General features: G+C 44.3%; 15 protein-coding genes. 7 read left to right on the top strand and 8 right to left on the bottom strand.

Going from position 1 to position 16,910, the window contains the following annotated elements:
* Window positions 1-229: 229 nt before the first annotated feature.
* On the top strand, window positions 230-1,159 hold the full coding sequence (locus OIU26_RS17040) for an NAD-dependent epimerase/dehydratase family protein (RefSeq protein WP_129550355.1): 930 nt from the start codon (window positions 230-232) through the stop codon (window positions 1,157-1,159).
* 69 nt (window positions 1,160-1,228) lie between these two features.
* Here the strand turns inward: OIU26_RS17040 and OIU26_RS17035 are convergent, their stop codons facing one another.
* The 5 genes from OIU26_RS17035 to OIU26_RS17015 all read right to left on the bottom strand — a co-directional run bounded on the left by OIU26_RS17035 (window position 1,229) and on the right by OIU26_RS17015 (window position 6,901).
* Complete coding sequence (locus OIU26_RS17035; protein ID WP_013372815.1) at window positions 1,229-1,555, bottom strand: PTS sugar transporter subunit IIB; 327 nt, start codon at window positions 1,553-1,555, stop codon at window positions 1,229-1,231.
* A gap of 30 nt (window positions 1,556-1,585) precedes the next feature.
* Complete coding sequence (locus OIU26_RS17030; RefSeq protein WP_264217486.1) at window positions 1,586-3,022, bottom strand: glycoside hydrolase family 1 protein; 1,437 nt, start codon at window positions 3,020-3,022, stop codon at window positions 1,586-1,588.
* 72 nt (window positions 3,023-3,094) lie between these two features.
* Window positions 3,095-4,390, bottom strand: a complete 1,296-nt coding sequence (locus OIU26_RS17025; protein WP_216975347.1) for a PTS sugar transporter subunit IIC — start codon at window positions 4,388-4,390, stop codon at window positions 3,095-3,097.
* A 16-nt stretch (window positions 4,391-4,406) separates the two neighbouring features.
* Entirely contained in the window at window positions 4,407-4,775 is a 369-nt protein-coding gene (locus OIU26_RS17020; protein WP_013372812.1) for a PTS lactose/cellobiose transporter subunit IIA, read from the bottom strand.
* 200 nt (window positions 4,776-4,975) lie between these two features.
* Window positions 4,976-6,901, bottom strand: a complete 1,926-nt coding sequence (locus OIU26_RS17015) for a BglG family transcription antiterminator (RefSeq protein ID WP_264217485.1) — start codon at window positions 6,899-6,901, stop codon at window positions 4,976-4,978.
* A 158-nt stretch (window positions 6,902-7,059) separates the two neighbouring features.
* On the opposite strand from OIU26_RS17015, the gene OIU26_RS17010 reads away from it, so the two are divergent.
* Entirely contained in the window at window positions 7,060-7,464 is a 405-nt protein-coding gene (locus OIU26_RS17010) for an Rrf2 family transcriptional regulator (protein WP_264217484.1), read from the top strand.
* Window positions 7,465-7,573: 109 nt separating this feature from the next.
* A complete protein-coding gene (locus OIU26_RS17005; RefSeq protein ID WP_264217483.1) occupies window positions 7,574-8,482 on the top strand; it encodes an NAD(P)/FAD-dependent oxidoreductase in 909 nt (302 codons plus the stop codon).
* 118 nt (window positions 8,483-8,600) lie between these two features.
* Here the strand turns inward: OIU26_RS17005 and OIU26_RS17000 are convergent, their stop codons facing one another.
* Window positions 8,601-9,629: a LacI family DNA-binding transcriptional regulator gene (locus OIU26_RS17000; RefSeq protein ID WP_264217572.1), complete on the bottom strand. Its 1,029-nt coding sequence runs from the start codon at window positions 9,627-9,629 to the stop codon at window positions 8,601-8,603.
* A gap of 215 nt (window positions 9,630-9,844) precedes the next feature.
* Here OIU26_RS17000 and OIU26_RS16995 point away from each other — a divergent pair, with 215 nt between their 5' ends.
* Together OIU26_RS16995 and OIU26_RS16990 are read left to right on the top strand one after the other, a co-directional pair.
* Complete coding sequence (locus tag OIU26_RS16995) at window positions 9,845-11,125, top strand: apiosidase-like domain-containing protein (protein ID WP_264217482.1); 1,281 nt, start codon at window positions 9,845-9,847, stop codon at window positions 11,123-11,125.
* A gap of 75 nt (window positions 11,126-11,200) precedes the next feature.
* A complete protein-coding gene (locus OIU26_RS16990; RefSeq protein ID WP_264217571.1) occupies window positions 11,201-13,054 on the top strand; it encodes a beta-glucoside-specific PTS transporter subunit IIABC in 1,854 nt (617 codons plus the stop codon).
* 123 nt (window positions 13,055-13,177) lie between these two features.
* Here OIU26_RS16990 and OIU26_RS16985 read toward each other — a convergent pair whose 3' ends face one another.
* A complete protein-coding gene (locus OIU26_RS16985) occupies window positions 13,178-14,272 on the bottom strand; it encodes a glycosyltransferase family 4 protein (protein ID WP_058830463.1) in 1,095 nt (364 codons plus the stop codon).
* A 51-nt stretch (window positions 14,273-14,323) separates the two neighbouring features.
* On the bottom strand, window positions 14,324-14,557 hold the full coding sequence (locus OIU26_RS16980) for a hypothetical protein (protein ID WP_264217481.1): 234 nt from the start codon (window positions 14,555-14,557) through the stop codon (window positions 14,324-14,326).
* A 497-nt stretch (window positions 14,558-15,054) separates the two neighbouring features.
* On the opposite strand from OIU26_RS16980, the gene OIU26_RS16975 reads away from it, so the two are divergent.
* Both OIU26_RS16975 and OIU26_RS16970 read left to right on the top strand, forming a co-directional pair.
* Window positions 15,055-16,191 carry an ATP-binding cassette domain-containing protein gene (locus tag OIU26_RS16975; RefSeq protein ID WP_264217480.1) on the top strand — a complete coding sequence of 379 codons (1,137 nt, stop codon included), beginning with the start codon at window positions 15,055-15,057 and terminating at the stop codon, window positions 16,189-16,191.
* Window positions 16,188-16,910, top strand: coding sequence for an ABC transporter permease (locus tag OIU26_RS16970; RefSeq protein WP_013372800.1), 723 nt, complete (start codon window positions 16,188-16,190; stop codon window positions 16,908-16,910). The genes OIU26_RS16975 and OIU26_RS16970 overlap by 4 nt, the downstream gene beginning before the upstream one ends.

The following is a 16,910-nucleotide window of genomic DNA, read 5'->3' as shown; positions in this document are numbered from 1 at the left end:
TATAACAGTTTGAATTTTTATGTGAGCACTCATACGTGTGAAATGATCGTTTTTGGTGCCTGTGTGTGCTTGCGCCTGCGCCAAGCTATGGAGCAACGCATAAAATAATGTGAGGGGAGCACATATGGGCCTGTCATGCTGTCATAACAACGTGAGGGATGCATCTGTCTCCGTAGTTGCTGGTAAGGCCCAAGCGCCGACCCGTTCAGGTTTGAAAGGAGGGGCACTAGTGAAGGCTTTGGTCACCGGGGGAGCAGGGTTTATTGGTTCCCAGCTGGTACGTGCGCTTGCTGACTCGGGCATCAGAGTACATGTGCTGGATAATCTGACGACCGGGAATGCTGCAAATGTAGATCCGCGCGCGGTCATGCATATTGCAGATATTCGCAGCTCTGAAGCCAGGACGCTGCTAATTCGGGAAAGCCCGGACATTGTGTTTCATTTGGCTGCACAGGCTGATGTGCAGCATTCCATCCATCACCCTGATGAGGATGCGGATGTGAATGTGCTGGGGACGATCCATTTGTTGCAGGCTTGTCGTGAAGCGGGTGTGTCGAAAATCATATTTGCCTCCACATCCGGCGTATACGGAGAGCTGCAAAAGCAATGTATTCAGGAAGACGATCCCGTGGAGCCTATTTCAGGCTACGGGCTGTCCAAGCTGACCGCAGAATCGTATATTCGGCTTTTTTATCGCTTGTATGGCTTAAACTACACGATTTTGCGTTACGGAAATGTGTATGGTCCTGGCCAGGCCGCGAAGGGAGAGGGCGGTGTAGTCGCTATTTTTATGGACCGGCTGAAAAAAGGCAGCCCCTTGCTCATTCACGGCGACGGGACGCAAACCCGTGACTTTGTGTACGTCAAGGATGTAGTCCGAGCCAATATGGCGGCTATACATGCAGCGGATCAACGCACAGTGCATGTAAGTACGGGACGAACGACGTCCATCAATCGGCTGGCCTACGATTTACTAAAGCTGCACGGTTCGTCTGTGCGGCCTGTGTATTCACCGGCGCGGGCGGGAGACATTCATCATAGCTGTCTGAGCAACGCAGTCGCCAGACATTGGCTTCATTGGGAACCGCTATTTGGCATCTCTGCGGGTCTAAAGGAAACGTATGTGAGCAGTATGGGCACGGACAAAGAAGGCATCTAGGGCTAACGAGCGCGAGGATCAAAAAAGAGACTGAGGGAACTCTCAGCCTCTTTTCAGTTTGAACAGAAATTATAGGTTCTCGCCAGCCAGCTTGAAGGCTTGATCGAGGACAGCCGCACCGTTTCCTCTACCGTAGGCCAACGTGTCAATAACATCTACAGGGATGCCATAGGGAGCTGCAATTTCAGTTACTGGCTTTTTACGCATTCGCACCTGAGGTCCGAGTAAAATAGCAATCACTGGCTCTGTCATGCCTTCCAGCTCTTCCTTAATAGTGCTTTCGGGGATCGCTTCGATGTTCAATTCTATGGATCTCGCTGCGGCTTCTTTTTTCATCTTGGAAACCAGAATGGATGTCGACATCCCCGCAGAGCATGCCAGAATAATTTTTTTCATATCAAAAGCGCCTCCAGAAATTTATTTTAACTACTTATACTCTTCATCCAGATTAGCAACAAACAAGCGTTTCTTGATAACACTTTGATACCAGTAGCCGGATTTCTTCAAATAGCGGCTTCTATTGTTTTCCAGGTTGATTTCCACCAGTCCATAGCGATTTTTAAAAGCATTCATAGGAGAAACATTGTCTGTGAAGGCCCACAGCATATAACCTGTACAGTTGGAGCCTGCTGCTACGGCTTGTAACGTGTAGTATAAATGCTCAGTTATAAAGTCAATGCGATAGTCGTCCTGAATGATGTGTTCCTCATTTTTAAAAGCAGTTTCATTTTCAATCCCCATACCATTTTCCGCAACAAACCACTCGATATTGTTATATTCGTTCTTGATACGCATTCCCATATCGTAAATAATTTTGGGATAAATTTCCCAGCCTCGTGACTTGTTCATTCTTTTACCCGGAAGTTCGAAATGCTCGTAGTAGTAAGAGGGGTGAAAAGGAATGTTTTCATTCCACGCTTTACTCTGCGCTTTGACCCGGTGGGGATAATAGAGATTGATTCCAACGTAGTCAACGATATTTTCCTTAATCAAGGCCAGTTCCTCCGCCGTAGCTTCGAAGGCAATATCATGCTTGCTCATGAGCTCGAACAATTCTTGCGGGTATTCGCCTTTAATAAGCGGGTCCAGAAATATTCGATTGTAAAATAAATCATACACATGTGCTGCATACTGGTCATGAGGGGCACTGGAGCGGGCATAAGTCACTTCGGGATTCAGAATAACCCCTATTTTAGCTCCGTTCTCACTATAATTTTTGGCTTTGAAAAGCTGTACACACTTCGCGGTAGCCAGCGTTTTGTTATAGTTCCATTGCATCCACTTCCGCGTATTTTGTTCATAGGGATAGCGAAGGGCATCCAGATAGACGCGAGTCTGTACAACAATGGGCTCATTAAACGTAAACCAGTGCTTGACCCGATCCCCGTACCGTTCAAACACCTTTTCCGCATATTTCACAAACAGCTCTACCACATGCTTGGAAGACCAGCCCTCATATTTGTCGAGCAAATAAGCAGGTAATTCATAGTGTTCCAGACAAATCATCGGCTCGACTCCGCTTGCAATCAACTCGTCAATGACCCTGCCCATATAATCCGCATAGGTTTCATCCACCACAACATTTTCATAATCCGTTAAGAAGCGGGACCAATTAATAGAAGTGCGATAATGAGTTAGCCCAATCTGCTTCATCAAGGCAATATCCTCGGCATAACGATTATAAAAATCGGTTGCACCCGCGGGTCCATATCCATTGTGCCAGACATAGCGGTCATTTTTGTACCATAAGTCCAGATACGAGTCTTGACCTTCCTGTTTACCGCTCCAGCCCTCTGTCTGCCAGGCGGAAGCAGCTGCTCCCATAATAAAATTCGGCGGAATTTGTATTGTGTGTTTAGCCATGACATGCTTCTCCTTTTCATTCTATAGATTCCCCAAGGCGATCCTCTACGGGTGTATCTCTACAGTAGCGCATTATTCAGTCGTTCGCTTGTTGGCAATTTTGACGAACGGAAAATAGATGATAATGGCTACCATAATACAAATAATTTGAGTTACAACGGCGCCAATGCTTCCACCTGTAGACAGGTAGGCATTAATAATAGGCGGAGTAGTCCACGGAACCATAACGACAGCTTTACCTGCGAATCCAAGCAACGTCGAGAAGTAACCAATTGTTCCTGTGATGAGTGGAGTTATAATGAAAGGAATCGCCATCAATGGATTCAGCATAATCGGAAGTCCGAAAATGACAGGCTCATTAATATTAAACAGACCTGGCCCAAGTGAAAGCTTGGTAATTTCCTTCATATCCTCACGCTTGGAAGCGATCATAATACTGATCAAAAGGGCCAGCGTAACTCCTGAACCTCCAATACTCATGTATACATCCCAGAAAGGCATCGTAATAATGTTCGGAATGGGGAGCCCTTGATCATATGCAGTCATGTTGACCGTAATCGCTCCAAGCAGCAGAGGTTCACGGATGGGCTTTACCATTTGGTTTCCGTGGATACCGATCACCCAGAAGGTTTGCGCAACCAGCATGAGTACCAGTATACCTGGCAGCCCTTGGACTATGGTCTCCAGAGGTTGTTGCACCACATTATAGACAGCATCGTACAGGTAGAGCCCCGTAAATTTATGAAAAAAGAATCCAAGCATCGAGAAAACAGTTACCGTAATAATGGAAGGGATGAGTGCGGAGAAAGAAACGGCTACATTGCTGGGAACACTTTCAGGCATTTTAATCTTTAGCTTATCGGACTTGCCCAGTTTGTTGTATAGCTCAACGGATAGGATACTTATGAAAATACCCAAAAATAAGCTTTTGGTGTCTGTGAATTGACGGGCGATGACGTCCGTTACTTTTTGCATTTCTCCGTTAACCATCAGCTCGATTGTGGTTGGTGTCACAGAGATAAAACAGATGAGGGCAAGTAAACCAGGAAAAAGATTTTTCTCTCCATTAATTTTTCCTAGCTCCAGACCAATCATAAAAATAGCTAGAATGGTGAGGATATTCAAGCTGGCATAGTTAATGCTTGAGAAAATCGGTTTGTACTCTGCCAGGAATGAGAATGACTTAAAATGGGCTAGACCATTGACTGGGTCCATGACCATATTGGAGATCAGTACAGCAAAGGCACCCACAATAATGACAGGCATTAAGGTGATAAAAGCCGATTTGATTGCTATTATATATTTAAAATTGTTAATTGCATTTGCCACCGAGGTGAGACCATCGATCAGTTTGTCTTTGAAAGCCATGGCTAGCGCCCTCCCTCTACGATTTTAATCCGAGCTGATCAATGCGTTCATACAGGTCTATAAATTCTGAGGCCATATCGTGAATGGTGATGGCATTCATCAAATGATCTTGGGCATGCACCATCATGACGGACATCTCTGTTTTTTCACCGGCTGCTTCCTTACGAATGATTCTGGTTTGAATTTTGTGGGAAGACACCAGTTCTTTTTTAGCTGAGGCCAGTTCTTCTTTGGATTCCCGAAATTTGCCCGCCTTTGCAAGCTCAATCGCTTCCATCGCCGAGCTGCGCGCATTCCCAGCGTATAATATAATTTGGAATACGATCTCTGTATCATCCATGTCCTCCATGTTCACAGCGTGTTCTACTGATTCATCATTATTCATATGCTCTTGACTCCTTTCATTCATTTGCTCGTATCGCCATTATAATTTGGAATCGCTTTCAACATAACGCATATTATTTCCTCTTCTTAACGGAAATCAATCGGTCTTTCTAGTTGATATCTCTATTACTAAACATAAAAAGAGAGAAATCCCTGCCATATAGGCTTCTGATTTCTCCTTTACTTGCATCCTGCTAATTTTCAACTATTTTTATGCAGCACCTCTACGAATTCCGTGTATGTTTTGCAGCGAATAAGCTGCTGGACTAGCTTTTCATGATTTAAAATGTTAAGCAAAATATGATACATACTTTGTAAATCTTCTGATTTGGTGCGCTGTATGCAGAGCATGCAAATAAACTGTACGGGCTTGCCATCCCAGTCGATAGCTTTTTGTAATGTACAAATGGCCCAAAACGTGGAATCAGCAAAAGGTTCCAGCGGATGCGGAATCGCGACAAAGTTGCCAAATGAAGTGGGGGAAACAGCTTCACGCTCTATCACAGATTGCAACAATGGACCTTTTACAAGACCTGCTTCTTGTATCTTTTCGGCTATGAATTCAAGTGCCTGCAGTTTGTTATCAAACTTCTGCTGAAGAAAGATCAATTTTTTTCGAATATACTGTACAGCAGGAAGTTTTGACTCTGAGATGGCTTGTTCAATTTTAGTAATATCCGAACTGCCCAAAAATGTATTCACATGGATCATGGGGATAGAAAGCGGTTCTGATATGGGGATCGTGCTAATAATAAAGTCCAATGCATCCAACGGCATTTGCCTCAGCTTATAAAATTCAGTGGTTCCTACGATCTCCAGCCTGGAACCGAAAACGGATTGAAGCTTGTAGTACAGCAGCTTTGCGCTGCCGAGTCCGGAAGCACATACGATCATACATCTTTTGGGTGTGCCCTCCATTTTCTTTCTCTCCATTGCGACTCCGATATGAATGGCTAAATACCCAATTTCATTGTCCTCGATGTGTATATGAAGTCGCTGTTTGATAACTTCCGCAGCAATGATGCCTGCTTCAAAAGCAAGCGGGTAATGGGCTTTGATTTCATCCAGCATGGGGTTGCGCAAATTCATTCCGTATTGATAACGATTCAGGACTGGTTTGAGATGAAGACAAAATGCAATCAGCAATTCTTGATCGTTTTGAATGTTCATGTTCAACTGCTGATCGATTCGGTCTAATATTTCGATCGTCAGTTCGTAAATATTTTTATCAATAATTTTTTTAATCTCTACTTCATTCATATGGACCCTGACAACGGTCCTTACACCCAGCAAGTGCACAGCAATGTACGCAATTTCAACAAGTGGAAAGGAGTGTTTCATGTTCTGTTCCAGAGCAGATACGATCTCAGTCGCGACCCTAAACTCTTTTTGCGCTTCGATTTTTTTCATCTCTTGTGGATAATACGAGACATACTTCTCTTCGCGAATACGCTTACATGCTATAGCGATATGGATGACCAAATTATTCAGGGCAATGTCTGATAACTGAATATCATGATATTCAATCCGATCCAGAATCACTTCTCTTATGAATTCCAGCTCTTCGTTAGAGATCAAAGAGGGGTGGGGCATCTGTTCCCCGCCTATTTCATCTGTCCTGTTAAATATATAGTCGGAAATGCAATAACGCAGCTTGGCCTCATTACCCTTAATTCGAATACCATGATACGGTCTGTTTTCCAGAGATAGTCCATAAGTTGACAATAATTTGCGCACTTCTTTGAGGTCATTCTGTAAAGTAGATCGGCTAACATACAGCATCTCAGCTAAATCATCAAGTTTGACGTATGCATGAGTAAGCAGCAGTTTTTTTATTAAAAAACGATGTCTGGCTTCAGAAGAACTCGCTAATAGATGGGGCACATTGTTTTCATAGTCCTTTAATTGCTTCAGCAGATGATGAAATGCTTGTTCGTCCTGAATCTCTAGCTTGTAGCCTGTTCCTTTAAGGGGTTTGACAACCGCTCCATGCCGTGACAACAGTGCATTCAATTCCTTTACATCTGTTCGTATGGTTCGAGAAGATACCTTCAATGCATTCGCCAAATGTTCACCCTTGATCATCTGTTCAGCAACCAATATACGCAGAATATCAAAAATACGCAAAACGAACCCCCTTCCTGAGCTGTTCTGATGAACAGTATACAATGCTTAGAGCGTAACCAAAAGAAGAACTAACCACAGCGCAAATCACCTATGATCTTGACACCCCAGTATATTCAAAGATATTATAGATACAATAAGTCTTTGATTGAGGTGTAGTTATGAAATTTACCAAAGCAACCAATTATGCTCTGCATACCATGCTTATGCTTGTTACGGATTCGTCGGTGAAGCCTAAGCCTATAGGTGTTCAGCAATTGGCCGAAGCGCAACAAGTCTCACCCACGTATCTTTCAAAAATTTTGACGAGGCTTGTGAAGGCGGGAATGATCGAATCAGTCTCAGGAGCCAATGGAGGTTATAGATTATCCCGTAATAAAGACGATATTACCTTTTTGGATATTATCCATGCGATTGAAGGGACGAATTCTTTGTTTGAATGTGATTTTGTCCATGGATCAGAATGTCTGATTCAAGCTGTAATGAGGGAAGCGGAGGAGAAAATGGAGAGCCATCTTAAACATACAAAATTGGTCGATTTGGCGCAAAAGCAAGCGCAAATATAAAGGTAACGGCTAGATATAGAAAGAGGGTGGTTGTCAGTGATGTGAAGTGTTTTTTTGTTTTTATTGTAGATATAAAGAGTCTTTAATATCTTTGAAAAGGAGCTGATGTATGTTGTACGATTGCGCTATTATTGGCGGAGGGCCCGCCGGATTGAATGCAGCCCTTGTGCTTGGCAGGGCAAGGAGAAGTGTGGCTTTGATCGATAATAACCGGCCCAGAAATGCGGTTACGCATGCGTCGCACGGTTTCATTACGAGAGACGGCGTAACGCCGGCCGAGTTCCGCCGTGTAGCTTATGAGGAAGTACTACGTTATCCGTCTGTCCATCATCTGCCAACCGAGGTTATTTCGGTTACGAAAAAAGAATCTGTATTCGAGGTGTTTGATTCTTCAGGCCTTCGTGTTCAAGCGCGAAAATTGATACTGGCGACGGGCGTAAAGGAGGTATTCCCTGAGATCGAAGGTTTTTATACGTTTTACGGGAAAAGTTTGTTTAATTGCCCTTATTGCGATGGCTGGGAGCTACGGGATCAACCGCTTGTCCTCGTCTCTGAGTCGCCAGCTATATATCATAAAGCCAAACTGCTCCTGAACTGGAGTAAGGATTTGCTTGTCTGCACGAACGGTCAGGCATTCTTGTCGGACGAGCAAAAAGAACGACTTCAATCTAAAGGAGTCGTGGTCATGGAGCAGCCTGTTGCAGCGTTCATCGGTCACCACGGGCAGCTGGAGTATGCGTCCTTTACGGACGGCACTCAAGTCCCGAGAGTCGGCGGCTTTGTGACCCCCCAATTTGTACAAAGTACACCGTTTGGAGAACGTTTGGGCTGTGAAAGGACAGAGTCGGGCGGGATCCAAACGGATGGAGCGGGGAGAACCTCCATACCTGGTGTATATGCTGCCGGGGATTCTTCGTACTTCATGCCTTCTCAGTTGATTTTTGCTGCGGCCGACGGCAGTCGAACTGCTGCGAGCGTAAATCTGGATTTGACAGAGGAAGATTTCAACGAGTGTTGAGCATTTGAAATGTCCAATGTGGAATCCCGATGATAGAAAAGGCCGCCTATATGGCGGCTTTATTCTATATCACCTCTTGTATCTTCGATGTACTTCCTTCCGCTCACTTGGTCGAAGGTTACTTTAAGGCTACACAAGACCTTCTTTCAATAACCTCTGTATTCACGAGAACCTGAGTATGATGCTCCTGATTGTGATTAAGTCTTTCCATCAGCAAATTTACAGCCGTTCGGGCCAAAATATCCTTTTTCACATGAATGGTTGTGAGTTCCGGGCTAATGACCTTGGCTTCATGAATATTATCAAACCCCAAGACAGAAATTTGTTCAGGCACTCGAATGTTCATTTCCTGAAACGTTTTAATAGCACTGATTGCCATATAGTCATTCTCACAAAATAGGGCTGAAGGCAGCTCATTCAGTTCATGAATAGCTGTTTTAAATGATTCCTGTGACATTACAAGCATCGGATGCATATCGAATGTAAGCCCGTGATCTATGGCAAGATTGTGCTCCTCTAAAGCAGCCATGAACCCCTCTTTCCGTTTTGTAAAGTTAAGAATTCTGGTACTGGATTGTACGTATCCTATATTTCTGTGACCGGACTGGATTAAATATTGGCCTGCCTGGTACCCTCCAAGATAGTTATTAATAGATACAAAACTGGCATCAACGTGTTCAAAGCAGGTATCCAAAACTACGATATTGGAATGAATAGATTGTAAGGAATGAATAATCTCGGCAGTTAGATTGGTGCCCAGCAGAAGTATACCTGAAGAAGGCTGGTCCTTTTCCAGAGCAGACAACTCTGCCTCCAGGCTATGGCTATCAAATGATGAAAAAATCAAAGTATTGCCATGTTCTCTCACTTGATTGGTAATATGATGGATCAATTCATTGAAAAATGGAAGTGATTCGTATTGCTCGGTCACGATGCCTGTATTTTTGCATGCAACAAAACGAATGACATGGTGACTCTTCGTAAATTCCTTATTTGACTTCATGGTACGTGGTCTATATCCATGCTCGTGGGCAATTCTTAAAATATGCTCTTTGGTTTCTTCGCTAACACCGGGTTTGTTATTAAATGCTAAAGAGACGGCTGATTTTGAAACACCGGCAAGCTTTGCAATATCATCTATTTTCAACATGGAACCTCCCATTGGACTAAACTATATAAATTATATCATGATTATATAATAAAGTTTAGTTTATAAATCAAACTAAACAAATGACATATAAAATGAGTTGACCTTTTCAGATACATAGTGTTAATATTCAATTGTGAACGCTTTATTTAGTTTATTTTATTCGATATCGTATAAAATTATACATTAGTTTAGTTTTGTTTATGAGCGAAAGGGTGATTTATTTGAGTTTAAGTATTGCTAAAAATCAAAGAAGTTTTGTGGAAAAGGACAAGTCTTTCTTTTACTTGGCAGATACCGTCTGGAGCGTATTTACCAACGCCACGATTGAAGAGTGGAGCGATTACCTGGACTATCGAAAGATGCAGGGATTCAACGTTTTGCAAATCAACATGCTCCAGCAATGGGATGCCAGCGAATCAGACCTGAATCTACAGCCGTTTGCATTACTGGAAAATGGAGATTTCGACTATCACACATTAAGCGTAGCCTATTTTGACCGGGCAGAAGTCATGATCCAGATGGCTGTAGAGCGCGGCTTTATTCCAGCCTTGGTACTTCTGTGGTGTAATTATGTACCGGATACATGGGCTGAAATGTTCCAGAAGGGCAATAAAATGCCGCTGGATTGCGTTGAAAGCTATGTAACTTATGTTGTAAACCGTTATTCCCGCTTCGAGCCTGTTTATTTGATCAGCGGGGATACTGATTTTCCTACAGAACGTGCTAATGCATACTATTTGAAGGCGCTGGAAACGGTACAGCAATTAAGCCCGGCAAGCCTAACTGCACTGCATATCCAAGGAAGATTGAGGGAAATTCCTGAAGCTTTTGAGCAACACAAGGGTCTTGGATTTTATATGTATCAATCAGGACATAATTCTCAGTTTCAGCATGTCGCCCACGAGATTGCCCAGCATTTTTACCACAAGCCAGAGATCCGTCCCGTCATCAATGGAGAACCTTGCTATGAACAGATCAGTTACAGCCGCAATGTGTATGGTAGATACACCGCACTGGATGCCAGGAAAGCAGCATGGCAAAGTCTACTCGCAGGCGGGGGAGCGGGAATTACCTATGGAGCGCATGGCATTTGGAGCTGGCATAAAAAAGGCAAGAAGTTCGGAATTGTAGAAGGAGAGGGCTTTGATAGTCCCTATGATTGGAGAACGGCACTGCGTTTTGAGGGCGCATGGGATTATTCCTTTATTAAATATTTATTTGAAATGTACAATCTGATCGGCATAAAGCCACTGGATATTGTTTTAAACAAGAATGAGGAGATCAGAGCTGCGGGGAACGAGAATACCATCGTCTTGTATATCCCGGTTAACACGAAGGTGCGGCTAAGTATGAATGTGCAGGACTACAAGTTTACAACCATTGATTTAGCGGAGAGACGATTTGCCCAAACGGAGGTAGATGTCCAGGCTAATCAATCTGTCATTGATATGCATGGTTTTGAAAGTGATGTTGTGATCATCGGAACGAAATAAAACAGGAAAAGAATAGGAGTAAGGCAACAGGTGGAGTAGAAAAGTAGATAACGCATCCAAGTAGGAGTGATCATGATGGATTACCAAAAGACAGCCAAAGAAGTGCTTAGATCGGTGGGGGGAAACGACAATGTGAACAGTGTCATTCACTGTGTCACTCGTTTGAGATTTAAACTGAAGGATAATCAATTGCCAGATAAAGAAAAAATCAAACAGATTGACGGTGTTATTACCGTCGTGGAAAGTGGCGGCCAATTCCAGGTGGTGATCGGGAATGAGGTTCCCAAAGTATACGAGGCTCTTTTGGATACGATGGGAGTAAAGCCTGGAGACCAGGCGGCTGAAGACGATCAAAAGAATGAAAAAGCGAGCCTGTTCAGTCGATTTGTCGATGTAATCTCAGGTGTGTTTATGCCCGTTGTTGGCGTGCTCGCCGCTGTCGGGATTTTAAAAGGACTGTTGGCATTATGCACATCTCTGGGCTGGATGACTGATCAGATGGGTACGTATAAAATTTTATATGCCACAGCAGACGCTATGTTTTATTTCTTTCCGGTTATTCTAGGGTTTTCAGCAGGTAAAAAATTCGGAGGAAACCCGTATCTGTCTGCTGTTTTAGGGGCCGCCTTGGTGTACCCAACCATGACTTCCGCCTTTACGGATAAAACGGCACTGTCCTTTTTGACCATACCTGTCGTTCTGATTAATTATACTTCTTCCGTTATACCTATCATTATTGGGGCGTTCTTGGCAGCTAAGGTTGAAAAATTTATAAGTAGGTATGCACCTGCTTCCATTAAAATGTTCATTGTGCCTTTTCTGACCTTGGTCATTATATCACCGATTGTTTTTCTGGTTGTCGGGCCGATAGCAACTATAATCAGCGATGGGTTAGCCAAAGGCTCCATGTGGATTTACCAGTTAAGTCCGGCTATAGCTGGTCTCATTCTGGCCGGGTTCTGGCAGGGCATTATTATCTTCGGCTTGCATTGGGCGTTCATTCCGATTCTCCTGAATAATGTAGTTACGAACGGGTTTGATCCGATTAACGGTATGCTGTTCTGTACTACGTTTGCGCAAACAGGTGCGGCTTTTGCCATTGCTTTGAAATCACGGAACCCTAAATTAAAACCCATTGCCACTTCTGCCACAATCGCGGGTTTGATGGGGGTTACGGAACCAGCTATTTACGGAGTTACGCTACCTACCAAAAAACCGTTTATTTTAGCCTCGATCGCTGGGGGTATAGGAGGAGCTGTAGCGGGCTTACTCGGCTCAACAGCATATGGATTTGCTTCAGGCGGGATTTTTGGTATACCTTTATTCATTAATCCAAAGGGGGTAGATACAGGCTTCATAGGCTTTATCATATCTTTGGTTGTAGCTTTTGTAGTCGGATTTATACTGACCTATCTTTTCGGCTATAAAAATGCAAAACCTTCGCCTGATATTAAAATTGCAAATGAAAGCAAAGAGGAAGAAAAAACGGTATTCAGTCCTTTAAACGGTGAATTAATTCGTTTGACCGCAGTGAAAGATGAGGCTTTCTCCAGTGGTTCGATGGGTCAGGGAGCCGCGATTATCCCCCGAGAAGGAGTAGCTTACGCACCTTTTAACGGAACTGTTGTTACCGTTTTCAAAACAAAGCATGCGATTGGACTGATCTCTGCGGATGGAGTTGAACTGCTCATTCACATTGGAATTAATACGGTCAGCTTGAAAGGAAAACATTTCACTTCTTTTGTGTCTGAAGGAGATACGATTCAAAAAGGGGACAAGCTGATTGAATTTGATCCAAAAGCTATAGTGAATGAAGGATATGATCTCACCACCTCTGTTATTGTAACCAATACTGCGGTGTACACAGATATCTTAGCTGAAGAATCTAAGGATATTCATGTAGGAGATCGCTTATTGAGGATCAGATAGAATCCCAATACAATAATAGAGAGATAACTCATCAAGCTGACGATAACCCTGTGTAAAAATAGGGTTGTCGTCAGCTTTTTTGAATATGGAAACAGATTTTGCAGCATGTACTACAATAACAGGTTACCATACCCCCAACGAGTTCATCATCTGTCGGAAGGAGCGCACATATTTATCCGGCGCCAACAGGTTAACGATCCGTGTACGCCCCTTCTGGCGGATAGATTCGCGATGAGGTACGTTGTTCATCAGTTCCAGTCCTTGCAGTACCGCCTGTAAAGTGTCTCCCTGCTGATAAAATTTACCGGTTTCATTGTGATCAATGAATGCTCGTACCCCGTCTGAATCAGAGCTTAACACCGGACAACGACAGGCCATCGCCTCAGCTACCGCATAGCCGAATCCTTCCACCAGCGAAGTCGAGAGCAGATACCCGCCTGAGTCGCCAATCATGGAATAATACAAAGGCATTTTAGCATGAGGTACGCTTTTAAGACGCTCGATAATCGTGGACATACCAAGCTGAGCAAGCATGTCCTCGAATTGTATTTTATCCTCTGGCTGAGACAAGGTGTCATCATAGAACATCCAAATCCGAAGATCGGCACGATTTTTTAGCATCCAGTAAGAGATGTCGACAAAATGCCTCCAATTTTTATTGGGCTCCAATCGCCCAACCCATGCAATGACCGGATTAGCCGGGGGAGTGTTAGGTACATAATTAAATACGTTAGTATCCAGAACATTTGGGAATACAAAACGATTAAGCCATGGACATATGCTGGAAAATAGCTGTACGAGGTGAGTTGTTTCCGGTAGAAGTACCGCATTGGCATGGTTATGAAGATACGGAACGGCATCTGCGACAATCCTTGCTGCTTCTTCGTGAGTGCCAAAGCCCTGTGATTCATAGATTAGTATCCCTTGGTAGCCCAACATTCGCAGTCTGGGGAGCATAGGATAGTCCGAAGAGACAATAATTGCATCGTACCGATGAGATTCCACCAGATTTCGAATTTCTTCTTCAGAGGAAGTCATGAACACCGGAATATCGCCGTGCAGGTTTTGCATCCCTGTACCCTGCCGATAATAGAGAAGATGACATTCAATCCCGTCCTGAATGAGCGCTCTACAGCGTTGACGGTTCAAGGTTTCCACGCCACCGCTCGGTATATAAAAAGTAAATAGAACTTTGATATCAAAAACCTCCTTTGCCAACCACAAGCTCTTATACCAAGTTATTCAACCTACAGGACGGGGTGTGGGTTTCTACGGAAGCCTGGCTCGAATCAGCGCATAATTATGGCTGAGGCGAGAATCTTCCGGGGAGCGCTCTGTTGCTTCTTTCGCAAACTCACATGCTTTGTGCATTAGACCCAACTCGTAGCAAGCGAGGGTTCCAAGATCATATAGTGCACTGCGTTTATCGGCCCAGCGCGCCTGCGGCATGGCAAGATGCTGTTGCAGCGTAGCGATGCACTCGTCCCAACGGGCATGATACAAGCGGAGCTGGTCTAATCGGATGCTGTGTTCTTCACCTTCCACAATATATTCAATACCTTATGAACCGGGCGTACCCAACGGTAGACGTAATGATAGTAGATGTGGTATTTTATGTTCACATTTTAGACACATTATTTTAAGCTTCTATTTAAGTGATGTTAAGCTGAAGCTATATGTGGGGGATTATCATTAGAATTTAAAAGTGTAGCATGAAGTGCGAGGAGACCGCTCCGCGAAGGCTTTGAGCTTCCGATCGCTGTTGCTGTAGGATTCTTTTTTGATTAGTTAAGATATGTAAAGGTAAGAATCCTACAGCAAAGGCGAACGCTGACGCTTCTCCAGCTTCAAATCCTCCGCTTCGCTGCTACTTGCTTCCCATGCAACATTTTGGGATAGGGAGAATAGGAGAAGGAGAGCGCTGACCCAAGGATTTGGTCTTCCGTTCTTTCGCTATGAAATTCTTTTGATATGTGTGTAGTTCGAAATGATTTGTCAATATGATAAAAGAAAGGGTGAAACATGTGCTCAAAGTGCAGCAGGTGAGCAAGTGGTATGAGGGCAACCGGGGCGTACATAAGTTGGATTTTGAAATGCAGCGCGGTGAAATTGTTGGTTTCTTGGGGCCAAATGGTGCGGGTAAAACGACCACGATGCGCATGATTACAGGATATCTTCAGCCAAACGAGGGAGTAATTACGATTGATGGTATCCCGATTCAGGATAAAGGCAGACAGGCTCGTTCCAAAATCGGTTATCTGCCGGAGACGCCCCCTTTGTATGGGGATATGTCTGTAAGGTCCTACTTAAAGTTTGTAGCTAGTATTCGGGACGTGCCTGTGAGAGAGCAGAAGCTGCGTATTTCGGAGATGATTTCCCGGCTGGGCCTGAATGGACGTGAAAAACAATTGGTCCGTAGCTTGTCCAAAGGGTACAAACAGCGCCTGGGGCTGGCAGGTGCAATTATTCATAATCCGGATTTATTAGTGTTGGATGAACCGACCTCGGGTTTAGACCCCAATCAGATTTTAGAGATTCGTCAGCTCATTCAGGAGATTGGTGAAAATCATACAGTATTGCTCAGCACGCATATTTTGCCCGAGGTGGATGCTTTATGCAATCGGGTTTTGATCATCCACGAGGGGAAACTGGTCATGGACGGGCGTCCTGACGCGCTCGGCGGTTCGATGGAAGACGGATTCAAGGTGAAACTGGAGGTCAAAGGCAAGCGTGAGCAGGTAATGGATGTTATACGAGCTTGGGGAAAAGTACAAGTTGAATTTTTGGCGCCTACTCTGCCATCAGTGAATACGAAGCTGACTGCCACAGAGCAGGATTTGACCGGATTGTTGCTTACAGGAGCTTCCGATGAGGATTTTCGCCAAGAGCTGTTTTTTGTGCTGTCGGATGCGAAGCTTCCGATTTTGGAAATGAAAAAAGAAAACTTAAGCTTGGAAAATATCTTCCAGCAGTTAACGACTCGCGAGACGGAAGAAGGTCAGGGCGGCGATCCAGCGGTTCATGATCTACATAGCTCTAAGAATGAAGCAACGGTCATCACGGCGGATCATGGAGAAGCCTCGGCCAGCGATAACAAGGTTGAAGAAGACAAGGATACAGGAGGTAATCGGTCATGAGGCGTTTGTTCGCAGTCTGTCAAAAGGAGCTGCAAGCCTATCTATGGACCCCAACGACGTATTTTGCGCTTGCGGTGTACATGCTGCTGACGGGGTTACTATTTTACACGAACTTTGTGATGTATCAGCCTAGTATTTTGGACTATCGGCTGGTACTCGGTGATACATTGTCCATGCTGGTGTTTGTTGTCCCATTACTCACGATGCGGCTGGTTGCAGAGGAATTCAGGCAGGGTACGGATGAGCTGCTGCTTACCTCACCTGTGAGTGTAACGGAAATTATGATGGGTAAATTTTTGGCATCGCTAGGCATGTTGCTCATACTGGTACTGTGCAGCCTGGCGTATCCGGTCGTGATGTCCTTTTATGGGACGCTGGATTGGACGCTGGTATTTACATCCGTGATCGGCCTGTTTATGCTTGGCGCAGCCATGATGGCAATCGGCTTGTTCGCATCAACGCTTTCACAGCATCAGATGATGTCAGCGGTCGTCAGTTTTATTCTTTTACTCGTGTTCTGGATGCTGGATTCGTTTGGTGGACAAACGGGCGCATCTGCGGCGCTGCAGCAGTGGCTGGAACCTTTTTCACTAACTGCACGGTTTGATAGTTTCACCAAAGGATTGCTGAATGGAGCCGATGTATTGTACTACGTGACGGTGGCGGCGCTCTTTTTGCTATTTAGCATCCAAGTGGTTGAACGGAAACGGTGGAGGTAA

The organism is Paenibacillus sp. BT-177 (assembly GCF_025846815.2).
GTDB lineage: Bacteria > Bacillota > Bacilli > Paenibacillales > Paenibacillaceae > Paenibacillus > Paenibacillus polymyxa_C.
Note: the sequence above shows the minus strand (reverse complement) of the source record. Positions and strands in the feature narration are given on the sequence as shown.

Coding starts and splice junctions, on each gene's coding strand:
- OIU26_RS17025 (WP_216975347.1), bottom strand. CDS start 4,390: ATGGCTTTCAAAGACAAACTGATCGATGGTCTCACCTCGGTGGCAAAT.
- OIU26_RS17010 (WP_264217484.1), top strand. CDS start 7,060: ATGAAATTTACCAAAGCAACCAATTATGCTCTGCATACCATGCTTATG.
- OIU26_RS16990 (WP_264217571.1), top strand. CDS start 11,201: ATGGATTACCAAAAGACAGCCAAAGAAGTGCTTAGATCGGTGGGGGGA.
- OIU26_RS16975 (WP_264217480.1), top strand. CDS start 15,055: ATGATAAAAGAAAGGGTGAAACATGTGCTCAAAGTGCAGCAGGTGAGC.
- OIU26_RS17020 (WP_013372812.1), bottom strand. CDS start 4,775: ATGAATAATGATGAATCAGTAGAACACGCTGTGAACATGGAGGACATG.
- OIU26_RS16970 (WP_013372800.1), top strand. CDS start 16,188: ATGAGGCGTTTGTTCGCAGTCTGTCAAAAGGAGCTGCAAGCCTATCTA.
- OIU26_RS17005 (WP_264217483.1), top strand. CDS start 7,574: ATGTTGTACGATTGCGCTATTATTGGCGGAGGGCCCGCCGGATTGAAT.
- OIU26_RS17035 (WP_013372815.1), bottom strand. CDS start 1,555: ATGAAAAAAATTATTCTGGCATGCTCTGCGGGGATGTCGACATCCATT.
- OIU26_RS17030 (WP_264217486.1), bottom strand. CDS start 3,022: ATGGCTAAACACACAATACAAATTCCGCCGAATTTTATTATGGGAGCA.